The following is a 21,004-nucleotide window of genomic DNA, read 5'->3' on the forward strand; positions in this document are numbered from 1 at the left end:
AAAAATGAGTTCAGAAATAACTTTCATTAGAAATGGAAATGCTCCTAGTAGTAATAATTTTAATTTAAAATTAAGCTCAAACTCTATAATAAAAAATTTAATAATAGAAAGTCAAAATAATATATTTCCAGAAGAATTAAATTTAGAATTTAAAGATTTTATAGGAAATAATATAGCATTAAGAGCTAAAAGATTAAGAGAGATGGGAAATATACAGGAGTGGGAAGTGGATCCAGTTTTAACAGACTTGGTAAAAGTTAAAATTGGTGAGTCAGAAGCATCAATAATTAATGTAACTCCAGTTTTAACAGATATAAAACCATATTATGCTCAAAGTGATATTGATACAAGAATACCTCAAGGTGATTTTGAAATAACTAGAGTTGACAATGGAATAGAAGTTGAATTAAAAAATAGTAAAATAATTGATAGAATAAAATTAAAAAGAGAGCTTATAAATTTAGAAATATTCTATAGCCCAGGAGAGGGTCAAAGTTGGATATCTTTAACAAATATTCCGATTAGTGGAACATTAAAAATACACCCTGTAATGGTAAAGAAATTTTTATTAACAGGAGAGGGAAATACGCAACTTTCAAAAGAAGAAATTGAAATTTTTATGTTTAATTATTTAAGTGTAGAGATTGAAAATCTATTTTTAAATGATGAGTACACAGAGTTAAAGCCAGAAGTAACAATAGATTATATTATTGAATTACAAAAAAAGACAAGCTTAACACAGGAGTATATAGATAAACTATCTACTGCTAGAGATATTCTAATAGGAGGAATGATGGGAGAAATTATTGAATATATAGGCAATGATTTTAAAGTAGTAGAGAGTTTTAGTTTTCTAACTGAAGAAAATATATATCGTGTTAGAGCTACTTATTTAGATAGATATGGAAATGAAAAAACTATAGAAACAGAGAATATTAGTGAAGACAAAATAGTAATGTTTGAAAAGTTTTATGCTAAAGATATAACTTTTACAATCTTTGCTTCAGCAGAGATAACAAATGTTCAAATAACAGAGATAGAGTTGAATCAAGATGAGTATTATGCTCAAAACGACGTAGATACAAGAATTAATAAAAATAATTTACAAGCTAGTTCAGGATGTGGAGTTTATGGAGGTTTAGGAGCTGATAGAGCTATTGATGGAAGCGAAGCAACAAATTTTCATAGTAATGCGTATACAGATATAGGATATGGAGATTTTTATTTAAAGAACTCCTCTCCAAAAGTTATAGATAGAATAAATATCTTAACAAGACCAAGCTCATTAGGAAGAATTGATAACTATAAAATTTTATATAAAGAGAGATCTACAGAAGAGTGGCTAGAAATAGGAGAATCTATAAATGAAGGTATATCTGGAAATTGGAGAAATATAAAATTTAATCCAGTATTAGCATCAGAAGTATGTATTAGAGTTACAAAATCTAATGATAACTTTGTAATAATTTATGAAATGGATATTTTTAAATACAATAAGTTAAGTGATATGTTAAGAGATTTATTTATTGATGATGAATGCACTCAATTAAAAGAATCTGTTACATTAGAACAACTTGATGAAATTGAATCTCGTTTAGAAATAACAGAAGAGTATATAAATTTATTTAGAGAAGCAAAAACATTATATATAAACAGATTATTACCTCATAAGTTTGAGATAGAAATAGAAAAGAAAAGTGTAATTAAAACATTAAGATTAACAGATATAGGTAGAGTTTTAAAAGGTGAAATAAGATATACAGATAGTCATGGATATGAAAAATTATCTAATTCAGTAGAGATATCTGCAATTGGATTAGAAACAGTTTTAGAATTTGAAAATATTTATTCAAAGAATTTTGAACTATCTTTATATGGAACAATAGAGCAAGGTAGTGAATTTAAAATAGAGGTTATAGAGATTTTACAAGATGAGTTTTATGCAAGTGAAGATATAGATGTAAGAGTTGATAAAACAACAATGGTAGCAAAAAGTTTGTGTGGACAATACTCAGGTAATGCACCAAGATACGCTATAGATAATGATATAAATACCACTTTTCACAGTGCTGATTATAGAAGTTATGGAACAGGAGAGTATGGCGATTTTATTTTAGAATTAGATGCACCTAAGGTAATAAACAGAGTAAAATTCCAAACTAGACCGTCACATAATGGAAGAATAAAAGCTTATGAAATTTTATATAGAACAAAAAACAATGAAGAGTGGAAAAAAGTATTTGAACAATTAACAGAGCAAAGTGGAGACTTTAGAGAAGCAGTATTTAAACCAGTACTAGCATCAGAAATATGTATTAGAGTAACAAATGGACATAATTATTTTGTAGTTTTTTATGAGATTGATCTATTTAAATACAATACAATAGAGGAAAGAATTGCAAATCTTTTCACTGATGAAACTCAAAATACAATAAAAGATAGTATTACGTTAGAGGATATAGAAACTTTAGAAGAAGGATTAATAACTGAAAGTTATATAAATACTTTGAAGAAAGCTAAAGAGTTATATATTGAGTCGCTAATACCAGAAGAGTTTGAAATATCTTTAAATGAAGATACAATTTTAGATGAAATTCAATTTGTATGTGAGCAAAGAATATTAAAGGTGTGTTTAGCATATGAAAACTCTTTAGGTGAAGAGAGAATAATAAGATGTAATCCTTTAATAGATGAAGAGAATGTAACTTTGAATTTTAGAAAAATTTTGACAAAGAAAGCTAAAATTTTAATATATGGAGCAGATAGAGTATATAAAATAAAAAATAATAGTTATACGTTATCTGAATTTTGTTTTAATGAGGATGTGGATACAAGAGTAAAACTTGAAGATTTACAAGTTTCTTCAAATACTGAGGATTCATCTTATCCATTGACAAATATGTTTGATGGAAATTTAGATACAAGATTTCATAGTAGAAACTACAGTGAGTATGCCCAAATAAATTTAAAGTTAAATAGGGAGTACTTAATTGGTAGATTAAGATTAATTAGCTTTAGAAGTAATACATCTGGATTAATAAATAGATTTAAAGTTTTAGTAAAAGATTTAAATCAAGAAAATGAATGGATTGAGTTTGGAACTTATAATGTAGATTCTTATAAAAATGAGTGGCTAATGGTAGAAAATAAGCCGTATTTAACTGATGAGATATGTATAAGAGTAGAGGATTCAGTTAATAAATGGGCTATAATTAATGAATTAGAACTGTTTATATATAATCTTCTAGAAGATGAGATTAATAACATTTTTGAAGATTCTACTTTTGAAACTTTAAAATCTAATGTTGAATACGAAGATATTTTATCTTTAGAGAGAAGATGTAGTTTAACAGAAAGCTACAAAGAGAAAGTTAAAAAAGCAAAAGAAATCTATTTAAAAAGAATAGAACCTATATGTTTTGAGATAAAAAATAATAGCTATGAAGTACTAAATAAATTAGAGATTTTATTTAGAGAAGAGGCTGATTATATATATGATATAAGAGTATATTTCAAAAATAATTTTGGTCAGTTAGAGGAGATAGAGAAAAAAACAATAGATTCAAATGAAAATGGAAAGATAAATGTCCAATTTGCTGAGGTATTTACAGAGGAGATAAAGGTAGAAATTTACATAGATGAATATGAAAAGTGGAAAGTAAATTGTATTCATTTAGCTCAAGTGGAACAGGAAATATATTATAATTTAACAGATATTTCGAATAATTATCCAATAGAAAAAGTAGGGATTCAATCAACTTGTGGATATCCTGATGCAGTTGTTTCAATGGTTGATGGTGATATAAATACTTACTACCATTCACAGGGATTAGGTGAAATATTCTTTACTTTTGAAGAGAAAAAGGTTATAGAAAACTTTACATTTATTTCAAGACACGCCAATGGCTCTAATGGAGTGGTTTACAAAGCGACATTATACTTTAGAAATGAGGAAAATGGAAGTTGGAAGTTATTACATATTCATGAAACAGATAGTCCAGTAAGGGGAGAAAATATAATCTCATTTAACCCAACATTAGTAAAAGAGATTTGTATTAAATTTGAAAGAACTCAAGCTAGTGTAGTAGTTCTTAATGATGTAAAGTTTACTATCTATAATAAATTAATTGAAAATATAGAAAATTTATTTGAAGATAAAGTTTTATACAAATCTTTAAGTAGAGGAGTAAAATTATCTACTATAGAAAAATTTAAAGAAAAAGTATTAACAAATAAAGCGTTATTAGCTAAACTTTATATAGCAGAATCTATTTTGAAAAATAAAAATGAGTTACCTTTTGAAACTTATAAAATAAAAAGCATACCTCAAGATACTAACTATTATTTTGGACCGTTAAAAACAAATGGAACTGGAGATATTTCAGTGACACCATACTATATACTTCCAAATAGAGATTATGCGTTTATATGTAGTAAAGATTTAAATGCACATATAATTTTAAGAGAAAACAAACCTCAAGCAGAGCATTCGTTCTTATTAAAGAAGGGGTTAAATATAATTAATTTAGGTGAGTTAACAGGACAATTAGTTTTAACAGGAAGTAGAAAAGATGAAATAGAACTATACTCTTTAAATGAAAAAAATGCACTAATTTATAGATACGGAATTACAAAAGAGGAAGAGTTTTATAAAACTCCAAACAACACAACATTAATAGAAAATAGAGATGGAGTAAAATTAAATTCAAATTTAGCTTATATAGAGGGAAGAAATTTTATAGGAGCAGTAAAGTTTGATTGGCTAAAAAGTAATATTGCAGAAGGAACATTAAGTCAAAGAATAGAGATTACTGATGAATTTTTAGATTTTCTTTATTATATAGATAATTTGAACTCTCATTTTAATAATTCCATTCCATACAAAAGAGTTATGTGGATAGGAGTAAGTGAAAATAATCCTCATGCTGGAGGATCTTTTGTAGGTGGATATACAGCTTATAGTGGTGGAAGCCATGATATATTGAAAGCAAATTTGAGAGATTTTGCATCAGCGTGGGTTGTTGGTCATGAAGTTGGACATGAAATGGATGTCAATAATTATCACATGGGATTATTTGGAGAAGTAAGTAATAACTGGTATGCTAATGAAGCAAGAGTTGAATATACAGATAGCATAAGAAGCAATGTATATGATGGGATGATAGAGCTTCAAACTAGTGAACAAAGTATAGCAGAGATGGGTCTTTTTGTAAGATTAGCATTTTGGTTTAAATTTAGATTATATTATGGAGAGGGAGATTTCTTTGTAAAAATGCATAAGTATATGCAAAATATTGAAACAAGCACTATTGAAGACATTTCAGGTAAATTAGCTACTTATGTAACTAAAATAGTAAAAAGAGATGCAAGTGATTATTTCATAAAGCATGGATTTACACTAACTCAAGAAGCAATAGACTATTGCAATACTTATCCTAAATTTACAAAAGATATAGCTCAAATAACTTGGGATAATCAAAATGAGTTTAGAGAAGAGGAAAAAAGAACATTTAACAGTAATTATAAAAATAATATATAAAAAACTTTACTTTATTAATTTATTTATATATTATAGTGTGTAAATAAATTGACAGAGGAGATTATTAAATATGGGAAAAGAGTTTGTCATAGATATAATGACATATGTTCTTACAATAATTGGAATTTTAAATCCATTTGGAAATGTACCTTTATTTATGACGTTAACAAAGGATCAAAATCCAGAAATAAGAAAAAAAATGTATAATGCAATAGTTTTATCAGGATTTGGAATAGTTACTGGATTTATAGTAGCTGGGGATTTCTTTATGAACTATCTTTATAAAATAGGTATGGATGAGCTTAGAGTAGCTGGTGGAATGATATTAGTTGTTGTTGCTTTTAGAAATCTTTTAGGTTTAGGTATTTCTAAGGAGAGCTCAGGAAATGTAATGACTGAAAAAGATGCTATAAGGTATGCAATAACACCTTTAACTTTTCCCATGTTAGTTGGACCTGGTACAATATCAACTGTTATGATTATTCATAAAGAAGCTGGATTAATTATATCCGTTGGAGCTGTAGCAGTGACATTTTTAATAATGAAGTTTTTATTTAGTATTTCAGATTGGTTAGATAAAGTTTTAGGAGAGGTTGTGTTATTTGTTTTATCCAGAGTTATGCAGATATTTATAATGTCAGCAGGAGTAAAATTAATTTCAAATGGAATAAAAGGAATTTTTATGTTATAAAAAAGAGAGATTATTCGTAATCTCTCTTTTAATTTATATAGTAACTGCAAAAATAATTTTACTAATAGTTGAAGTAAAATTTTCCCAACTATGTTTAACAAATTTTTCAATTTTTATACTGTCTCCTTGAAATAAAACATATGATTCATTTTCTAGATTAAGTTTAACTTCTCCTTCTAATATAAAAGCAACTTCTTGGCCTTCGTGTCCAATTTCTTTTTCTTTAGAGGAAGAATAGGGATCTAGATTTAATATCATAAACTCTACATCTGTTTGAGGTTCGGGGCTTAATATTTCATAAGAAACTCCTTCTCCTTTAGAGGGAGTTATAATTTTTCGATCTTGAGCTCTAACAATATGTACTTTTTTTAAAGTTTCTTCTATAAAAAATTTATATAGAGGAATATCTAAAGCTATTGAAAGATTTTTTAATGTATTTATAGAAGGATTTGTGGTACCTTTTTCAATTTGACTTAAAAGTGCAGAGGTAGATTTTATTTTTTCTGCAAGCTCTTTTAAACTTAAATTTTGATCAGTTCTAAATTTTTTTATTTTTAATCCAAGATTTATATCGTTCATTGTTTGTTCTCCTAAATATTTTTTCCATTATTAAAGTATAACTTATTTTTGGATTATTTGCAAAGAAGCAAATAAAAATATTGCAAATACTATACCTTTGTGGTATACTTTAAAAAAAGATATTGGAGGTATAAAATGTCTGAAAATACAATGTTATGTTACTGCAAAGGAGTTACTTTAGGAAAAGTTTTAGCTGCTATTGAAAATGGAGCTACAACATTAGTTGAAGTAATTGATGTAACTGGTGCTGGATCAGGTTGCGGTAGATGTTTAGATAGAATAGAAGCAATTATAAATGAAGAAAAATAAATAAAAAAAGGGAAAGATACATAATCTTTCCCTTTTTTTTAAAATAAAAGTAGGAATTTCGAATACCGTTACGTATACTTAACCGAATTTATATATGAGGAGGTATCATATGAACAAGAAGATTACATTATTTCAGTTAATTGCAATTAGTATTGCCTTCTATGGTAGTATTAGAAACATACCTACTGTAGCAAGTGTGGGATGGTACGGTATTTTTTACATGTTAGCAGCAGCTATATTTTTTGCGATACCAATATCTCTTGTTGCCGCTGAATTAGCAACAGGATGGCCAGAAGAGGGAGGACCTCAAGTTTGGGTAAGAGAAGCACTAGGAGAAAAATGGGCTTTTGTAACAGCTTGGCTATTATGGGTTCAAATGTTTTTTGGAATGGTAATGGTTTCAACAGCATTTGCTTCAATGCTTCCATATGTTATTAGTAGACCAGATCTTGCTAACAATAATGTTTTTATAGTTGTAACAGTTATTGTAACTTATTGGTTCATAACACTTTTAAACTTTAAGGCGCAATTTGGTAAATGGATAAGTACTTGGGGAGCTGTTATTGGAATTTATATTCCAGCAACTTTACTTATTGTTTTAGGACTTTGGTATTCGTTTAAAATTGGAAATGTTAATTTAGGACCTTTAACTTTAGAGACTGCAATTCCTAGTTTAGATTCATTAGATAAATTATCTTTCTTTGCTGGTGTTATCTTTATTTTTGCGGGATTAGAGATTGCATCTGTGCATGCCAATGATATTGAAAATCCAAAAAGAAACTATCCTATAGCTGTTTTTATAACAATATTTTTAATGGTTATATTTAACTTAATCGCTTCTTTAACAGAAGCTAATGCTATACCTTCTAATCAAATTGATTTAGCGGTTATAACACAACCTTTCCAAATATATTTTAATGCTTTAGGAATTCCTTGGGCAACAAATGTAATAGCTTTAATGATCGCTTTAGGAGTTTTTGCTCAATTAAATGCATGGGTTTTAGGACCATCGAAAGCAATGATAAAAGTTGCAGATGCGGGATTATTACCACCGATTTTCCAAAAGAGAAATAAAGATGATATTCCAGTAACATTTATTTTAATACAAGCAGCTGTAATAACATTAGTTACACTTCTTTATATAGTTGTTCCAGCTATAAATACTGGATTTATAATTATTTTAATGTTAACAACAGTATTATATTGTATAGTTTATATATTTATACTAATAGCTGAAGTTGTTTTAAGATATAAAAGACCAGATGTTGTTAGATCAGTACCTGTGCCAGGTGGAAAACCAGGAATGTGGATTACAGTTATATTGGGGATGATTGGAGTTATCTTAACTATTATAGTTAGTATTATTCCATCTAGTGATATTCCAGAAAATCTTCATACAGCATCATTATTTATACAAATTGTAGGAGTATTAGCTTTATTTGTTGCACCATTAGTTATATATAAATTTAAAAAAGAATCTTGGAAAAAAATAAATTAATTAAGGAGTTGAGGAAGGATTATGGAAAATACTGGAGTTAATTTAAATGCATTATTTTTAGGGCCTAAATCAGAGAATGAGGATTTCTTTTTAAAAGAACTTGTTAAATTATTTGAAGACCATGCTCAGTGGAGAAAAAACTATCAACCTGGCGATGATGAAGTTATAAAAACTTCTTTTAAGAATTGTGAGACTTTTATCGATACATCAGATAAATGTGAAGAAGTTTTAAAAGAACTTTCAAGACGTTTAAGAGCTGGAGCAACACCTTGGCATTCTCCAAGATATTTAGGGCATATGAATTCAGAAACATTAATGCCTGGACTATTAGGTTATTTTGGAGCTATGCTTTACAATCTAAATAATGTTGCATATGAATCTTCACAGCCAACTTCTGTAATGGAAGATGAAGTTGGTGCTGATTTATGTAAGTTATTAGGATTTGACCCAGTTAAAGGATGGGGACATATTTGTTGTGACGGATCTATTGCGAATTTTGAAGGTATTTGGTATGCTAGAAATTTAAAATCATTACCTTTAGCAATGAAAGAAGTTGCTCCTGAACTTGTTGAGGGAAAAGATGAGTGGGCTTTGATGAATATGCCTATTGAACAAATAATTGATTTAATTGAAAATCATGATAATAAGTGGGAGATTTTGAAAGCTCACTCAGCTAGAGCAGCATCAAAAGAGTTACCACATTTAGGTAAATGGATTGTTCCAGAAACAAAACACTATTCATGGTTGAAAGCTGCAGATGTTTTAGGAATTGGTACAGATAACATAGTTGCAATAGAACTTAACAATAACTATAGAATGGATGTTAATAAATTAAAAGCAACAATAGATAAACTTGTAGCTGAAAAGACTCCAATTTTAGGTGTTGTAGCAGTAGTTGGTACAACTGAAGAAGGTGCAGTTGATTATATAGATAAAATAGTGGAACTAAAAGAGGAATACTCTAAAAATGGAATTAATTTCTATTTCCATGTAGACGCAGCTTATGGAGGTTATGCTAGATCAATATTCTTAGATGAAGAATATAAATTTATTGAAAAATCAAATTTAAAAGAAAAATATAAAGAATATGGAGTATTTTATAATGAAAATATAAACTGGCCAAGTGATGATATATATAATGCTTTTAAAGCAATGAGTAAAGCTGATAGTATAACAATTGATCCTCATAAAATGGGATATATTCCTTATGCTGCGGGAGGAATTGTAATTAAAGATAGAAGAATGAGAAACTCTATATCATATTTTGCTAGCTATGTATTTGAAAAAGGAGTGGAAATACCAGCTTTACTTGGAGCCTTTATAATGGAAGGGTCTAAAGCAGGAGCTACAGCAGCAGCAGTTTGGGCTGCTCATAGAGTTTTACCACTAAATATTTCAGGTTATGGTAAGTTAATTGGAGCAAGTATTGAAGGTGCTTTTAATCTTTATGACTATTTAAAAACTAAAAAATCTATTAAAGTTGGAGATAAAGTTGTAAGAGTAGAACCTTTAACTTCACCAGATTTTAATATGGTTGATTTTATATTTAATATTGAAGGTAATAAATCACTAGAATCATTGAATAAATTAAATCATGATTTATATGATTTATCTTCAGTTATGACTCCTAATTTATATGCTAATGAATTTGTAACATCACATACTGATTTTAATATAAATGACTATGCTAATAGTCCATTAGATGTTTTACAAAGATTAGATATTCCAAAAGAGGAATGGTTTAAAGTTAATGACTTAACTTTATTAAGAGCTTGTGTGTTATCTCCATTTTTAAATAATCCAGAGACTTTTAAAGTTTATATTGAAAAAGTTGAGGAATCTATTATAAAAAAATTGAATCTTCTTATAAATAAATAAAATAAAAAAAGCCTAATCTTAAATGATTAGGTTTTTTTATTTTGTATTTATTTTATAATTAAAAGTTTACCATATAGATGGAGTAGCAGTATATTGACCAGTTTTAGAATTTTCTTCAACATTTAAATAAACTACCTGATTAGAGTTAACATTAACATAGTTTGAAATAGCTGAAACTAGATATGGAAAACTTACTCTAGGATCACTGTTATCACTTTTTAAACTTCCAATAGCTTGCCAAACAGCATTATTATTTTTAGTATAAGCTGATAATTCTAATCTTTTAACAAAGTATGTTGTAGCACTGATTGAATTCATCCACATATCTCCATAAAATCCATTATATATTCCACCATAAGGTCCATTCCACCAAGGATTTATAGGTGCTGGATAAGACTCTAAACGAGTGTAAGGTCCTCTAATTCTATAGTTATAAACTATATTATATAAGGCATTTTTTTGATCAAATGTTCTAGTATATCCTTTAGTTTGAAGCATGTTTTGCAGTATGACTTCAAATGATTGTTGTTGAAGTTGTAGTCCAGGTGAATTTGTAGAAAGGTAATATGTTCCACCATAAGACTGCATAGTAGAATAGGAATCAACAGCAACAACACGGCTATCTAAAGCACTACATCCTTGAAGAAATAGTAATAAAAAAGACGATAAAGTTAAAATTTTTTTAACCATAGATTTAAACCTCCTATAAGGAATAATTATACTTTCTATTCGAAAATTATTTTTAATTCCTTTTTAATAATAAATATAAAATAAATCAATAATTAAGAAGGAAAAATTACGAACTTCTTGTATACTTAAGCTGAAAATAGAGAAACTTCATTAATTATAACGGGAGGTAAATTATGAAAAAATTATTTTTAAAAACACTTATAGGATCATTACTTATTGCTGGAGCTGCTTATGCAGAGGAGTTTACTCCTAACGGTAATATAGGATTTACTCAAACTTTTTATGGAAATGCTGGAAAATATAAAACAGAATCTTCACATCCTGAAATTGTATTAAATTATAATTTTGCAAAAGATTGGAGTATTGGTTTACAGTGGGATAGAGTTTGGAATATGTATGATTATAATGGCGGAGAGAATCAACAAGATAATAACTATAGTTCACCACAAGCTACATTAACTTATAATCATGGGGTACTAGGTGATTCAAAGATAAAGTGGAAATCAGAAGTAACACTTCAAAACCAAGCATTTTTTACAGGAACAAATTTAACATACGTATTTGCTAGAACTGAATTTGATTTTGTAGATTATATACCAAAAGGAGATTACGTTCAAGCAACTCAATTTGCAATATCGCCAATGTATATCTATGGTTGGCAAACAAAGGGGCCATCAGGACATCAAAATGCTGGATTTTTAAGTTTGTTAACAAATTGGCAATTACCAGCTAATTTTACATTTACTTTTAATGCATATGTATTTAAAGAGTGGTATAATGGAAGCTTTGAAATAGAAAATCAAACAACAGGAACTAAATATGATTCAGCAAATTATTTTATGGCTCTAGCATGGTTAGGATATTCAAAAGAGTTATATAAATTCAATGAACAGACATCATTAGCATTTAATTTTACTGGAGGATTTGACCCATATATATCATCTAATAGAAGCGCAGCGTGGGATCCGTTCATAGTTGGAAATCAAATTTATGAGTGGTTAGGACCAGCAGTAGATAGTGGAAATAATAAAAATACATACGTATTATTTGCATTACCTCAATTAGAAGTAACTTATAATTACACTGATGATCTATCATTCTCTGTTTTTGCACAGGTTAAATACTCTAACCAAGTTTGGGGAAGTACAGAGAAAGATTGGAAATTACAACCTCAAGGTGGAGTTAGCGTAACATACGATTTTTAATAGATAAAGAGCTATCAAAAGATAGCTCTTTTTTTAAATTTAAGATATAATAAAAAATATAAAATTGGGGAGGTTTTTTATGAAAAAAATTGGTATTTTTATTGTATTTCTATTAGCATCAGTAACTATTTTATCTGCACCAATAAAAGTTGGTTTGATTTTAGCTATGGGTGGATTAGGGGACAAGTCTTTTAATGACTCAGCCTATGCTGGTTTACTAAAAGCACAAAAAGATTTTAATATTGAAGTAAAATACGTAGAACCTAATACATGGATGGAAGATGCATATTTTTTAGAGGAATATTCTCAAAATGGATTTGATTTAATCATAGCGACATCTTATACAGCACAAGATGCTATGGAAGATATTAGTTCTAAGTTTCCAAATACAAAATATGCAATTGTAGATACAAAAGCGAAAGAAGGAGAAAATATAGCTTCGTTAGTTTTCGATGAAAGTGAAGGTTCATTTTTAGTTGGAGCAATAGCAGCAAAAATGAGTAAGACAGGAAAAGTTGGATTTATAGGAGCATTGGATATACCTTTAATAAATAGATTTAAGTCTGGTTATGAACAAGGAGCTAAATATGTAAATCCTGAGATTTCGGTAATAACAACATATGTTGGTGGAGATGCCCCGTTTAGTGATCCTTTAAAAGGGAAAGAACATGCGTATTCTTTAGCAAATCAAGGAGTTGATATAATATATCATGCTTCAGGTAATACAGGAATAGGTATTTTAGAAGGAGTTAAAGAAAAAGGAATTTATGGTATTGGTGTAGATTGTGATCAAGATGATATAGTGAAAGGACAAATTTTAACATCAATGTTAAAAAATGTAAATAATGCTATCTATAAAGTAATTGAAGACACTGTTAATGGGGAATTTAAAGGACAAGTATATAATTTTGGTTTAAAAGAAAATGGAGTAGGAACTACAGATTTTAAATATACAAAAGAAATTATAGGAAGTGACAATATAAAATTTATTGAAAAATTAAAAGAGGATATAGTTTTAGGAAAAATTAAGGTGAATTAGAAATGAAGATATTGGTAATAGCAACTCATCCAAATATAAAAGAGTCAAAGGTTAATAAAATCTGGATAGAAGCTTTAAAAAAAGAAAATAATATAACAATTAGATTTTTAGATGAAATTTATAAAGAGAATAAAATGATAGATATTGAGCAAGAGAAAAAATTTTTAGAAAAAGCAGAGAGAGTAGTTTTTCAATTTCCTTTTTACTGGTATAATATGCCAGCTTTAATGAGAGAGTATTTTGATAAAGTTTTTGAATACGGATGGGCATATGGTCCTAATGGTGACGCATTAAAAGAAAAAGAATTTTTAGTAGCACTTTCAATAGGAGCTCCAGAATATTCATATATGGGAGGAAGTTATAATAATTTCACTATAACAGAGCTATTGCGACCATTAGAAGCTACAGCAAATGCTTTACAAATGGTATATTTACCATATTTTGCTCTTTTTAACACTCCTAGGTTATCAGATGATGAGGTTGAATCTTCAGCAAATAGATATATTAAACACATAAACAATATAGATATAAATCATAGAAAATATTTAGAGCGTTTAAAAAAAGAGAATAAAGAGAGTAGTTTTATAGATTTATAAAAAAAGGTCACTATAATGTGACCTTTTTCTATGATCTATTTCTTTCTCTAATAACTTTGTTTGTCTAAAACAGGAGCTACAATAACTTCTTTTCCTACTACAACAGGTTCTGCAACAATAACTTCTTCAACAACAGGTTCTTCTTTAGGTTGAGAACTAGAACATCCAATAAAGAATAAACTAAAGAAAATGCTTGCTAAAACAACTTTTTTCATAACCTTCAACCTCCTTTAATATTTTGAATTATCATAATATACTCTAAAAAATAGAAAAATCTTTTTTTATAGAAAAATTAATAGAGTTTTTCAAAAGTAAGTTGTCGATTAGAATGGTTTTCTAAATTGGAAAAGGAAACTCCAAGAAGTTTTATATTATTATTTAAATTTAAAGTAACTAAAATTTCATCTAACATTCCTTTTAAAATATCTTTATCATCACTTGGGATAAATCTAGTTTTTGAACGAGTTAAAGTTTCTCTATTTTTAAAACGAACTTTCAAAGAAATAGTCTTAGCTAATAATTTTTTACTTTTTAGACGATTATAAGACCAATTAAAAAGGTCTTCAATTTCCCTATTTATCTCTTCCTCAGAATCAAGTGGAATTCTGAAAGTGTTTTCATTACCAATAGAGTGTATGGCTCTATTAAAATCGACTTCTCTATGATCAATTCCACGACTGTAAGTATAGAGTAATCCTCCACGAGAAGTACCATATTTTGCTGTAAGTTCTTTTAATGAAAAGGGATAGATATCTTTAACATAATTAATATTATTTTTATTTAAAAGCTTTTCAAATTGTTTTCCAACACCGGGAAGTTTTCTAATATTTTTTTCTTTTATAAATTCAATAAATTCGCTTTCATTATTAAATATATGTTGTCCACCAGGTTTATTTATATCAGAGGCAATTTTAGCTGTAAGCTTGTTAGGTCCAATTCCTACAGAACAAGTAAGTCCTGTAATTTCATAAATTCTTTTTCTAAAAATTTTGGCAAAAATCTCTTTTGATGGAAATTTAGAAATGATATCGGTTATATCCACAAAACCTTCGTCAAGAGCGATAAACTCTACCTTATGAGTTATTTTTAAAACAAGCTTTTGAATAATTTTAGATTCATAAGAATATTTTTCTTTATTTACAGGGAGGACAATGAGCTTAGGACATAATCTTTTAGCATCTAAGGTGTTCATAGCAGAGTGGATACCAAACTTACGAGCGGGATAACTAGCAGTTGTAACAACTCCACCAGCAACAACAATGGGTTTGTCTTTATACTTAGGATTATCTCTAATCTCAATTGATGCATAAAAAGCGTCCATATCGTAGTGCATTATTAATTTTCTCATATTTCCTCCTTATGATTTTATTTAGGTTTATAGAAACCCTCATAAAATAAGGGTTTCTTAATTTTGATTATTTTATAAATTCACTATTCAACTCTTTTAATAGTTTTTGAAATATAGGTTTAAAAGTTGCACAGGCTAACTTTATTAAATAGAAGTGGACTTTTTCTCCTTGATTTTTAGTAAAAAAAGAGAGGATTATTAATCTAGTATTTCTTTAATTTTGTCACTAACAGTTCTTATGAATGGTTTTTTTGACACAAGTCCAATTAGTTCTAAATTTTCTAAGTTATCCAAATGTTTTCTTAAAGTTTGGATACTTTTTATATCACTTACATGATTTAATAATTCTTTATCTGTTAATGGATTCTCTTTGGCGAAAATATAATTTTGAATATATATAAATAATATTTTAGATTCAATTTCTGAAAGATTATATGAAATTTTTATTCCTTTAATATAATCTTTTGCATAGTTAAGTTTTAAAATTTTATTCTCTAACATTTGAATAATGTTATTCTGTCCTTTTATAATGAATTTTAGCATTCCAATAACAAAGAAAGTTACTTCTCCATAATTTCTTACTTTTGAAGCATTTAGAAATAAATCGGCATACTCTTTTTTATCTTCAAAGATAGCGTAAGAAAGAGATAATCCTGTATAAATATCAACTTTTCTAGCTAGATACATAGAAAAAAGAAATCTACCAAATCTACCGTTACCATCATAAAATGGATGAATATATTCAAAGTAATAATGTACAATTGAAGCTTTTATTAAAGATGGAATATCTTTTTTATTCATAAAATTAATTAAATCGTTAATATGTTCTATGATAACTTCTTCCGAAGGATCACCGCTATGTATTATATTATTACTTCCATTTGAAATATTTATTCTTTCTTTTCTAAATAAGTTGCCATCCAATTGATTTTCTGGATTTTTCAAGATATCCTCTGAGAATAAGTCATTATATAAACCTCTTATTTCTTCTGGAGAGTTGATATTGTCTAAAGTATTTGAAATAATTTGTCTATACTTATTGACAATTCCAGAGTAACGAGTAGCTTTTTTGGGATTCATACTTTCATAAATTTCTTTTTTAGTTGAATGTACTCCTTCGATTCCATTAGTTTTAGTAATCTCATTTGTCATAATATCATTAAGACAAGCAATTCTAGCAGCGGGAGGTAACTCCAAATTCAGCTCCATAATTTTTTTACTATTTAGGAATATCTTTTCTTGAAGAAGGTTTATTTCATTTATAGGCAAATAGAATAAAGAATATTGTTCTGCTAAAACTCTTTCTCCTCTTAATATAGGATAAATTTTTAACTCAGTATTATAAGTACAATAACTACTACTTCTTTTTTGATATTCTTCAACTACATTTTTCCCTTTAAAATGTAATTTTTCTAAACTTTCATATTCAATCATTTTATAAAAACCTCCTATATTATATTTATTTTTTATAATAACATATTTTAAAATATAAAAAAAGATAAAATTGATATTTAAAATAATGTTTTATAAAAATATTATATAAAATATAAATATTTTTATTTATTCTTAGTATTATTTATAATATTTTTTTATGTTTTCACTTTTAAGCTCTTCTTTTGTGAGATTATCAAAGTCTATACCAGATTCTTTTCTTTATTATCATTGTCAATATGCTTTGTAATCACTAAATGTAACTAATAAATATAAATGATCTGAAGATTATTTTTTAGTTTGAGAGTCATGTTTTTTGCCAGTAGGTTTGTATCCTGTATCTAGAGAAAACTCTGAAATTGAAAAATTAGAACTAGCAGAAACATCTTTAAAACTAACTTTTGGAATAAGAAAGATCATTATAACTGATGAAGAGTTAGAAAGGTTAGAAGCTAAGTATAAAGAGTATATAAATGAAATGGGAGTTGACTTTGGTTTTGTATCATATCTTTTAGGAGCTGATGTATAAAATGGAATTTATAAGAGAAATTGAGTTAGAAAATTTTACTTTTGTTGAGTGTATGTATCTAAGTTATCAAAGTTAGGTTATAAACTACTTCCATATGAATCACATTTTAAATTTAAAGGCCAAGAAGCTATAGATATTAGAGAAGAGGAAGAGAATGAAGCCAAGACATATAGCCGAGAAGTTGGGTTTAAAATCACAGACAGTTAGAAATCAAATAAACAATATAAAGAATAAAATAAAAAAGCCACCTATATTTAATAATAAGATGGCTTTTATTATATTCATAACACAAAATATAAAGGTATAAGATACTAAGCTCCAGGTTACCAGCCCTTCACTGCTTCATATCCCTTCTATACACTAAGAATACAATATTTTAATCAATAAAGTAAAGAAATTTAAAAAAATATACTATAAAAAATTAAAGAAAAGAGTCTTCAGGATAGTAATTTTGGAAAATTTTTATTTAAAAAATAACAAAATACAAAAAATAATAAGAACCTCTGGGGGGATAGAGGTTCTTATCTGGGGGGGATTAAATTATTTATTACTTTTAACACTTATTATAATATTTAGACCACAGGTTTTATAAAAAAGTTTTAAGATTTATAAAAATATTTTTAAAATAATATTCTTTTTATTTTGTAAAATTTAAATATCCATTTAAACTTTCAATTATACGATTATAAAAGAAATCATAGGCTTCTTCATAATCTCCATAGTAGCTTTTATCAAGAGCTTGATAGTATTCTAATATGTCAGTAGCTAAAACAGTTATAGGAGGATATCTAAGTTTTAGAAGTTCTAAATTAGTTAGTAATCTTGAAGTTCTACCGTTCTCATCAATGAAAGAGTGGATATTAATAAATTTACAAATAAATTCAATAATTCTGTTAATAGTAACAGGTTCAGAAGTATACCAAGATAATAAAGTATGAATTTCTTGAGAAGTATCAATAGTTCTGTATTTACCTTTGTTAGTTCTATCAAGCCCATCTAAAAGTATGGCATGAACAGTTTTTATATTTTCTTCAGATAAAATTTCATTTGTTAAAGTTTCAATATAAATTAAAGCATTATAGTAGTTTCTAATTTCTAAATGATCTTTTAAAGATTTTTTACCTACAGCTAAATTAGTTTCAATAACAAATCTAGTTTCCATTTCGGTAAGAGTATTTCCTTTGATAGCATTTGAGTTGTATGTGTTTTTAATTATATAATTTTCTTTTATTCTTTTTATTTCACCTTGATTAGGAGATTTCCTATGATTTAGTTCACGTTTTAATTCATAAATTTTCACTAATTTATTATTCATGAAAATACCTCACTTTTAATGGTTATAGTAGTATTATTTTATTTATATAAATACAATCTTAGAAGTATAATTAGATTAAAATAAAAAAGTGGATAATATGTATCCACTTAAAAGTATGTATTTTACTGAAGTAGGCCTTTGATTTCTGCTCCTTTTTTGTAATATAACTCTATATAACCAAGTGCAAACATAATTTCACTTTGACTATAATTGTGGTTAGGGTTATTTTTTACGTGAGCGATTATATTTTGCGCTTTTTGATGAATTTCTTCAGACATAGTAGGGTTATAAGTTGTATTATTAGTTACAGTTAAACCAGAGCCAAGAACTGATGTAATAAAAGGAACACCAGTAACTAAATCAACTAAATCTTTACAATGAAATTCTCTTTTTCCAAGTTGAGAACTGTAACTTTGTAAAAATGCATTGATTTCTTCAATAGACATATTTGATAATTTTTGTGTAACATTTGAGTAAGTTTTTTTCATGTAATTTCTCCTTTGGCCTTGCCAAAAATAAGAGAATATGATATTATAAAATTGTTAATGAGTTATAATACATATTCAAAAAGACAAAATGTATAAATTTGGCGATTTATACAACCAATAAATATAAGCAAAATTTGGCGATTTTATTTATATTTAACCAATCTATATTAACAGCTGTGTGCTGATTATTTTCAGTTCTATGAAAGAGTTTTTTATAAAATTAATTTCATAGTTTTTTTATTTTTTGTAGATTGAGTTATAGTAATCTTGAACAGAAATTTTAGGTAGCCATCTCCTTCTTCTAATCATTTCATTTTTAATTTTCTCTAATTCTTCAAAATTTTCTAATTGTTTTTCATAAGCAAAACAAAGAGCATCCATTGTTGTTATATTATTTATATCTCCATTCTCGATAAAATAAAAGATATCTTTTAAATTATTACTTCCTGTATTGATAATATAGGTAGCTTTTTGGGATATAGCCAAGGTTAGCATTTGAAGTTCTCCTTCTCCAATAACTTTATTAAATTTGCTTAAAAAATCTTTTCTAATATTTTCCATTAAAGCTTCTTCTTCTGAGCCAAAAGCGATAGAAAGAGTTTTGATTTCATTATTAGTTAATAAATTTCTAAAATCATTATATACAGATTGGCCAACTCCTCCAGTATTAAGTGATTCTATTTCTTGTACTACAGCATCCGGAACATAAAGTCGATCCTTAAATAAATTAACTAGCAAATCTTTTTTTTTGGCCCATAAAAAAGAACATAAAAAATCATTGTCACATATAATCTTCGATGATTCCATCATTTACCCCCTCAACAGTAGAGCTATCTAAACCGAATACAACATCTTCGAATCCCCCTTCGAGCAATAAAGACTCATATTTTCCAATTGTTATTTTATTACTTTCAAAAGCTTTTTTAACTTCTTCAACATAGTTTGTTTTAGCAGAAAACTTTTCTTCTGTTGCATTATATAAATTTGTAAAAATTCCATTTAATAAAGCAAGATTATGAGCATTTAAATTTTTATATTCATTGGCTTTATCTTTAGAAATTAATTTTTCAAATTTCTCTAGACGAACAAGAACTGCTAGATAACTCATTTTAAAATATGTAGATATTTCTATAATATCATCTTGTGTTAAATCATCTTTTTTTCTTCCAATACCTTTTTTTTCCAAATAATATTCTAAAGCTTCTTTAGGCATTATAAAGTATGAAGCAAAAGTATTAGCTTGAGTCTCTTTATCTTTGGAATATTTATTTAAATCGTAATCAAACATTAAATGGTAGTATTCATGGGCTATTGTAAAATTTTGACGCCCTAAGCTATATGAAGTATTTACTAGTATAGCCATAGTATTATCATTACTTTTAGTACAAATACCAGATATTTTACTACTCATTTTTTTCTTTATAATTGAAATTCCTTGTTTTTTGAATAAAAGATTTTCAATATTTTCTATTGGCTCAAAAATATCTATTCCAAGTTTATTCCTAGCATCAATAGCTAGGAATCGTTCTTTTTTATTCATTTACTTTACCTCCTCGGTATTAATTTTTTTTAAATCTGAAAGATTCATAACGAATTTGTTTAGCCATATTACTTGATTAAAATCTTCTTCAGAAATATCATCCTTTCTGTAAGCTACTTGAATTTTTTTTTCATATTTTCCATTTTTAAAATCTTCTAATTCAATACCTAAAAAATTTAAAAGTTTTTTTAAATTTGTTACAGGAATTTCTCTTTTTCCGTGTTCGTAATAAGATATAACTTCTCTTTGAACACCAATTATCTTTGCCACATCTTCTTGTGTTAAACCGTTAGTTTCCCTAAGTTTTTTAAGTTCCATAGTCACTTCCT

General features: G+C 27.2%; 20 protein-coding genes. 10 read left to right on the forward strand and 10 right to left on the reverse strand.

Annotation, left to right across the window (positions count from 1 at the left end; translation table 11 throughout):
* Nucleotides 1-4: 4 nt before the first annotated feature.
* Nucleotides 5-5,539, forward strand: coding sequence for a discoidin domain-containing protein (locus NON08_RS11545; RefSeq protein WP_256691737.1), 5,535 nt, complete (start codon nucleotides 5-7; stop codon nucleotides 5,537-5,539).
* 70 nt (nucleotides 5,540-5,609) lie between these two features.
* Nucleotides 5,610-6,230: a MarC family protein gene (locus NON08_RS11550; RefSeq protein WP_256691739.1), complete on the forward strand. Its 621-nt coding sequence runs from the start codon at nucleotides 5,610-5,612 to the stop codon at nucleotides 6,228-6,230.
* A gap of 33 nt (nucleotides 6,231-6,263) precedes the next feature.
* On the opposite strand, the gene NON08_RS11555 is transcribed toward NON08_RS11550, so the two are convergent.
* Entirely contained in the window at nucleotides 6,264-6,809 is a 546-nt protein-coding gene (locus tag NON08_RS11555; RefSeq protein WP_256691740.1) for a helix-turn-helix domain-containing protein, read from the reverse strand.
* A gap of 135 nt (nucleotides 6,810-6,944) precedes the next feature.
* Here NON08_RS11555 and NON08_RS11560 point away from each other — a divergent pair, with 135 nt between their 5' ends.
* The 3 genes from NON08_RS11560 to NON08_RS11570 all read left to right on the forward strand — a co-directional run bounded on the left by NON08_RS11560 (nucleotide 6,945) and on the right by NON08_RS11570 (nucleotide 10,494).
* A complete protein-coding gene (locus NON08_RS11560; RefSeq protein ID WP_256691741.1) occupies nucleotides 6,945-7,118 on the forward strand; it encodes a (2Fe-2S)-binding protein in 174 nt (57 codons plus the stop codon).
* Nucleotides 7,119-7,227: 109 nt separating this feature from the next.
* The gene (tyrP, locus tag NON08_RS11565) at nucleotides 7,228-8,616 is read left to right on the forward strand and encodes a tyrosine-tyramine antiporter (protein ID WP_256691742.1); all 1,389 of its coding nucleotides are present in this window, start codon (nucleotides 7,228-7,230) and stop codon (nucleotides 8,614-8,616) included.
* A 21-nt stretch (nucleotides 8,617-8,637) separates the two neighbouring features.
* Nucleotides 8,638-10,494, forward strand: coding sequence for a pyridoxal-dependent decarboxylase (locus NON08_RS11570; protein WP_256691743.1), 1,857 nt, complete (start codon nucleotides 8,638-8,640; stop codon nucleotides 10,492-10,494).
* Between the two features lie 66 nt (nucleotides 10,495-10,560).
* Here the strand turns inward: NON08_RS11570 and NON08_RS11575 are convergent, their stop codons facing one another.
* On the reverse strand, nucleotides 10,561-11,184 hold the full coding sequence (locus NON08_RS11575) for a hypothetical protein (protein WP_256691744.1): 624 nt from the start codon (nucleotides 11,182-11,184) through the stop codon (nucleotides 10,561-10,563).
* Between the two features lie 173 nt (nucleotides 11,185-11,357).
* Here NON08_RS11575 and NON08_RS11580 point away from each other — a divergent pair, with 173 nt between their 5' ends.
* From NON08_RS11580 to NON08_RS11590, 3 genes are all read left to right on the forward strand, one after another.
* Nucleotides 11,358-12,389 (forward strand): hypothetical protein, encoded by a 1,032-nt coding sequence (locus NON08_RS11580; protein WP_256691745.1) that lies wholly within the window; start codon nucleotides 11,358-11,360, stop codon nucleotides 12,387-12,389.
* Between the two features lie 79 nt (nucleotides 12,390-12,468).
* The gene (locus tag NON08_RS11585) at nucleotides 12,469-13,428 is read left to right on the forward strand and encodes a BMP family lipoprotein (RefSeq protein WP_256691746.1); all 960 of its coding nucleotides are present in this window, start codon (nucleotides 12,469-12,471) and stop codon (nucleotides 13,426-13,428) included.
* Between the two features lie 2 nt (nucleotides 13,429-13,430).
* Nucleotides 13,431-14,024: an NAD(P)H-dependent oxidoreductase gene (locus NON08_RS11590; RefSeq protein ID WP_256691747.1), complete on the forward strand. Its 594-nt coding sequence runs from the start codon at nucleotides 13,431-13,433 to the stop codon at nucleotides 14,022-14,024.
* 47 nt (nucleotides 14,025-14,071) lie between these two features.
* Here NON08_RS11590 and NON08_RS11595 read toward each other — a convergent pair whose 3' ends face one another.
* The 3 genes from NON08_RS11595 to NON08_RS11605 all read right to left on the reverse strand — a co-directional run bounded on the left by NON08_RS11595 (nucleotide 14,072) and on the right by NON08_RS11605 (nucleotide 16,806).
* Nucleotides 14,072-14,239, reverse strand: coding sequence for a hypothetical protein (locus tag NON08_RS11595; protein WP_256691748.1), 168 nt, complete (start codon nucleotides 14,237-14,239; stop codon nucleotides 14,072-14,074).
* 77 nt (nucleotides 14,240-14,316) lie between these two features.
* Nucleotides 14,317-15,372, reverse strand: coding sequence for a DNA polymerase IV (dinB, locus tag NON08_RS11600; protein ID WP_256691749.1), 1,056 nt, complete (start codon nucleotides 15,370-15,372; stop codon nucleotides 14,317-14,319).
* Nucleotides 15,373-15,570: 198 nt separating this feature from the next.
* On the reverse strand, nucleotides 15,571-16,806 hold the full coding sequence (locus tag NON08_RS11605) for a Fic family protein (RefSeq protein ID WP_256691750.1): 1,236 nt from the start codon (nucleotides 16,804-16,806) through the stop codon (nucleotides 15,571-15,573).
* Nucleotides 16,807-17,119: 313 nt separating this feature from the next.
* Between NON08_RS11605 and NON08_RS11610 the strand changes: the two genes are divergently transcribed.
* Together NON08_RS11610 and NON08_RS11615 are read left to right on the forward strand one after the other, a co-directional pair.
* Nucleotides 17,120-17,332: a hypothetical protein gene (locus NON08_RS11610; RefSeq protein ID WP_256691751.1), complete on the forward strand. Its 213-nt coding sequence runs from the start codon at nucleotides 17,120-17,122 to the stop codon at nucleotides 17,330-17,332.
* 48 nt (nucleotides 17,333-17,380) lie between these two features.
* Entirely contained in the window at nucleotides 17,381-17,539 is a 159-nt protein-coding gene (locus NON08_RS11615; RefSeq protein ID WP_256691752.1) for a hypothetical protein, read from the forward strand.
* A gap of 430 nt (nucleotides 17,540-17,969) precedes the next feature.
* On the opposite strand, the gene NON08_RS11620 is transcribed toward NON08_RS11615, so the two are convergent.
* The 5 genes from NON08_RS11620 to NON08_RS11640 form a co-directional block, all read right to left on the reverse strand.
* A complete protein-coding gene (locus NON08_RS11620; protein ID WP_256691753.1) occupies nucleotides 17,970-18,647 on the reverse strand; it encodes a Fic family protein in 678 nt (225 codons plus the stop codon).
* A 122-nt stretch (nucleotides 18,648-18,769) separates the two neighbouring features.
* Entirely contained in the window at nucleotides 18,770-19,135 is a 366-nt protein-coding gene (locus tag NON08_RS11625; RefSeq protein WP_256691754.1) for a hypothetical protein, read from the reverse strand.
* Between the two features lie 237 nt (nucleotides 19,136-19,372).
* Nucleotides 19,373-19,942: a hypothetical protein gene (locus NON08_RS11630; protein ID WP_256691755.1), complete on the reverse strand. Its 570-nt coding sequence runs from the start codon at nucleotides 19,940-19,942 to the stop codon at nucleotides 19,373-19,375.
* On the reverse strand, nucleotides 19,917-20,675 hold the full coding sequence (locus NON08_RS11635) for an ImmA/IrrE family metallo-endopeptidase (protein WP_256691756.1): 759 nt from the start codon (nucleotides 20,673-20,675) through the stop codon (nucleotides 19,917-19,919). Before NON08_RS11635 ends, NON08_RS11630 begins: the two co-directional genes overlap by 26 nt.
* On the reverse strand, nucleotides 20,676-20,993 hold the full coding sequence (locus NON08_RS11640) for a helix-turn-helix domain-containing protein (RefSeq protein ID WP_256691757.1): 318 nt from the start codon (nucleotides 20,991-20,993) through the stop codon (nucleotides 20,676-20,678).
* Nucleotides 20,994-21,004: the final 11 nt, after the last annotated feature.

Origin of the sequence: Cetobacterium sp. NK01 (assembly GCF_024506395.1) — a bacterium.
Classification (GTDB): domain Bacteria; phylum Fusobacteriota; class Fusobacteriia; order Fusobacteriales; family Fusobacteriaceae; genus Cetobacterium_A; species Cetobacterium_A somerae_A.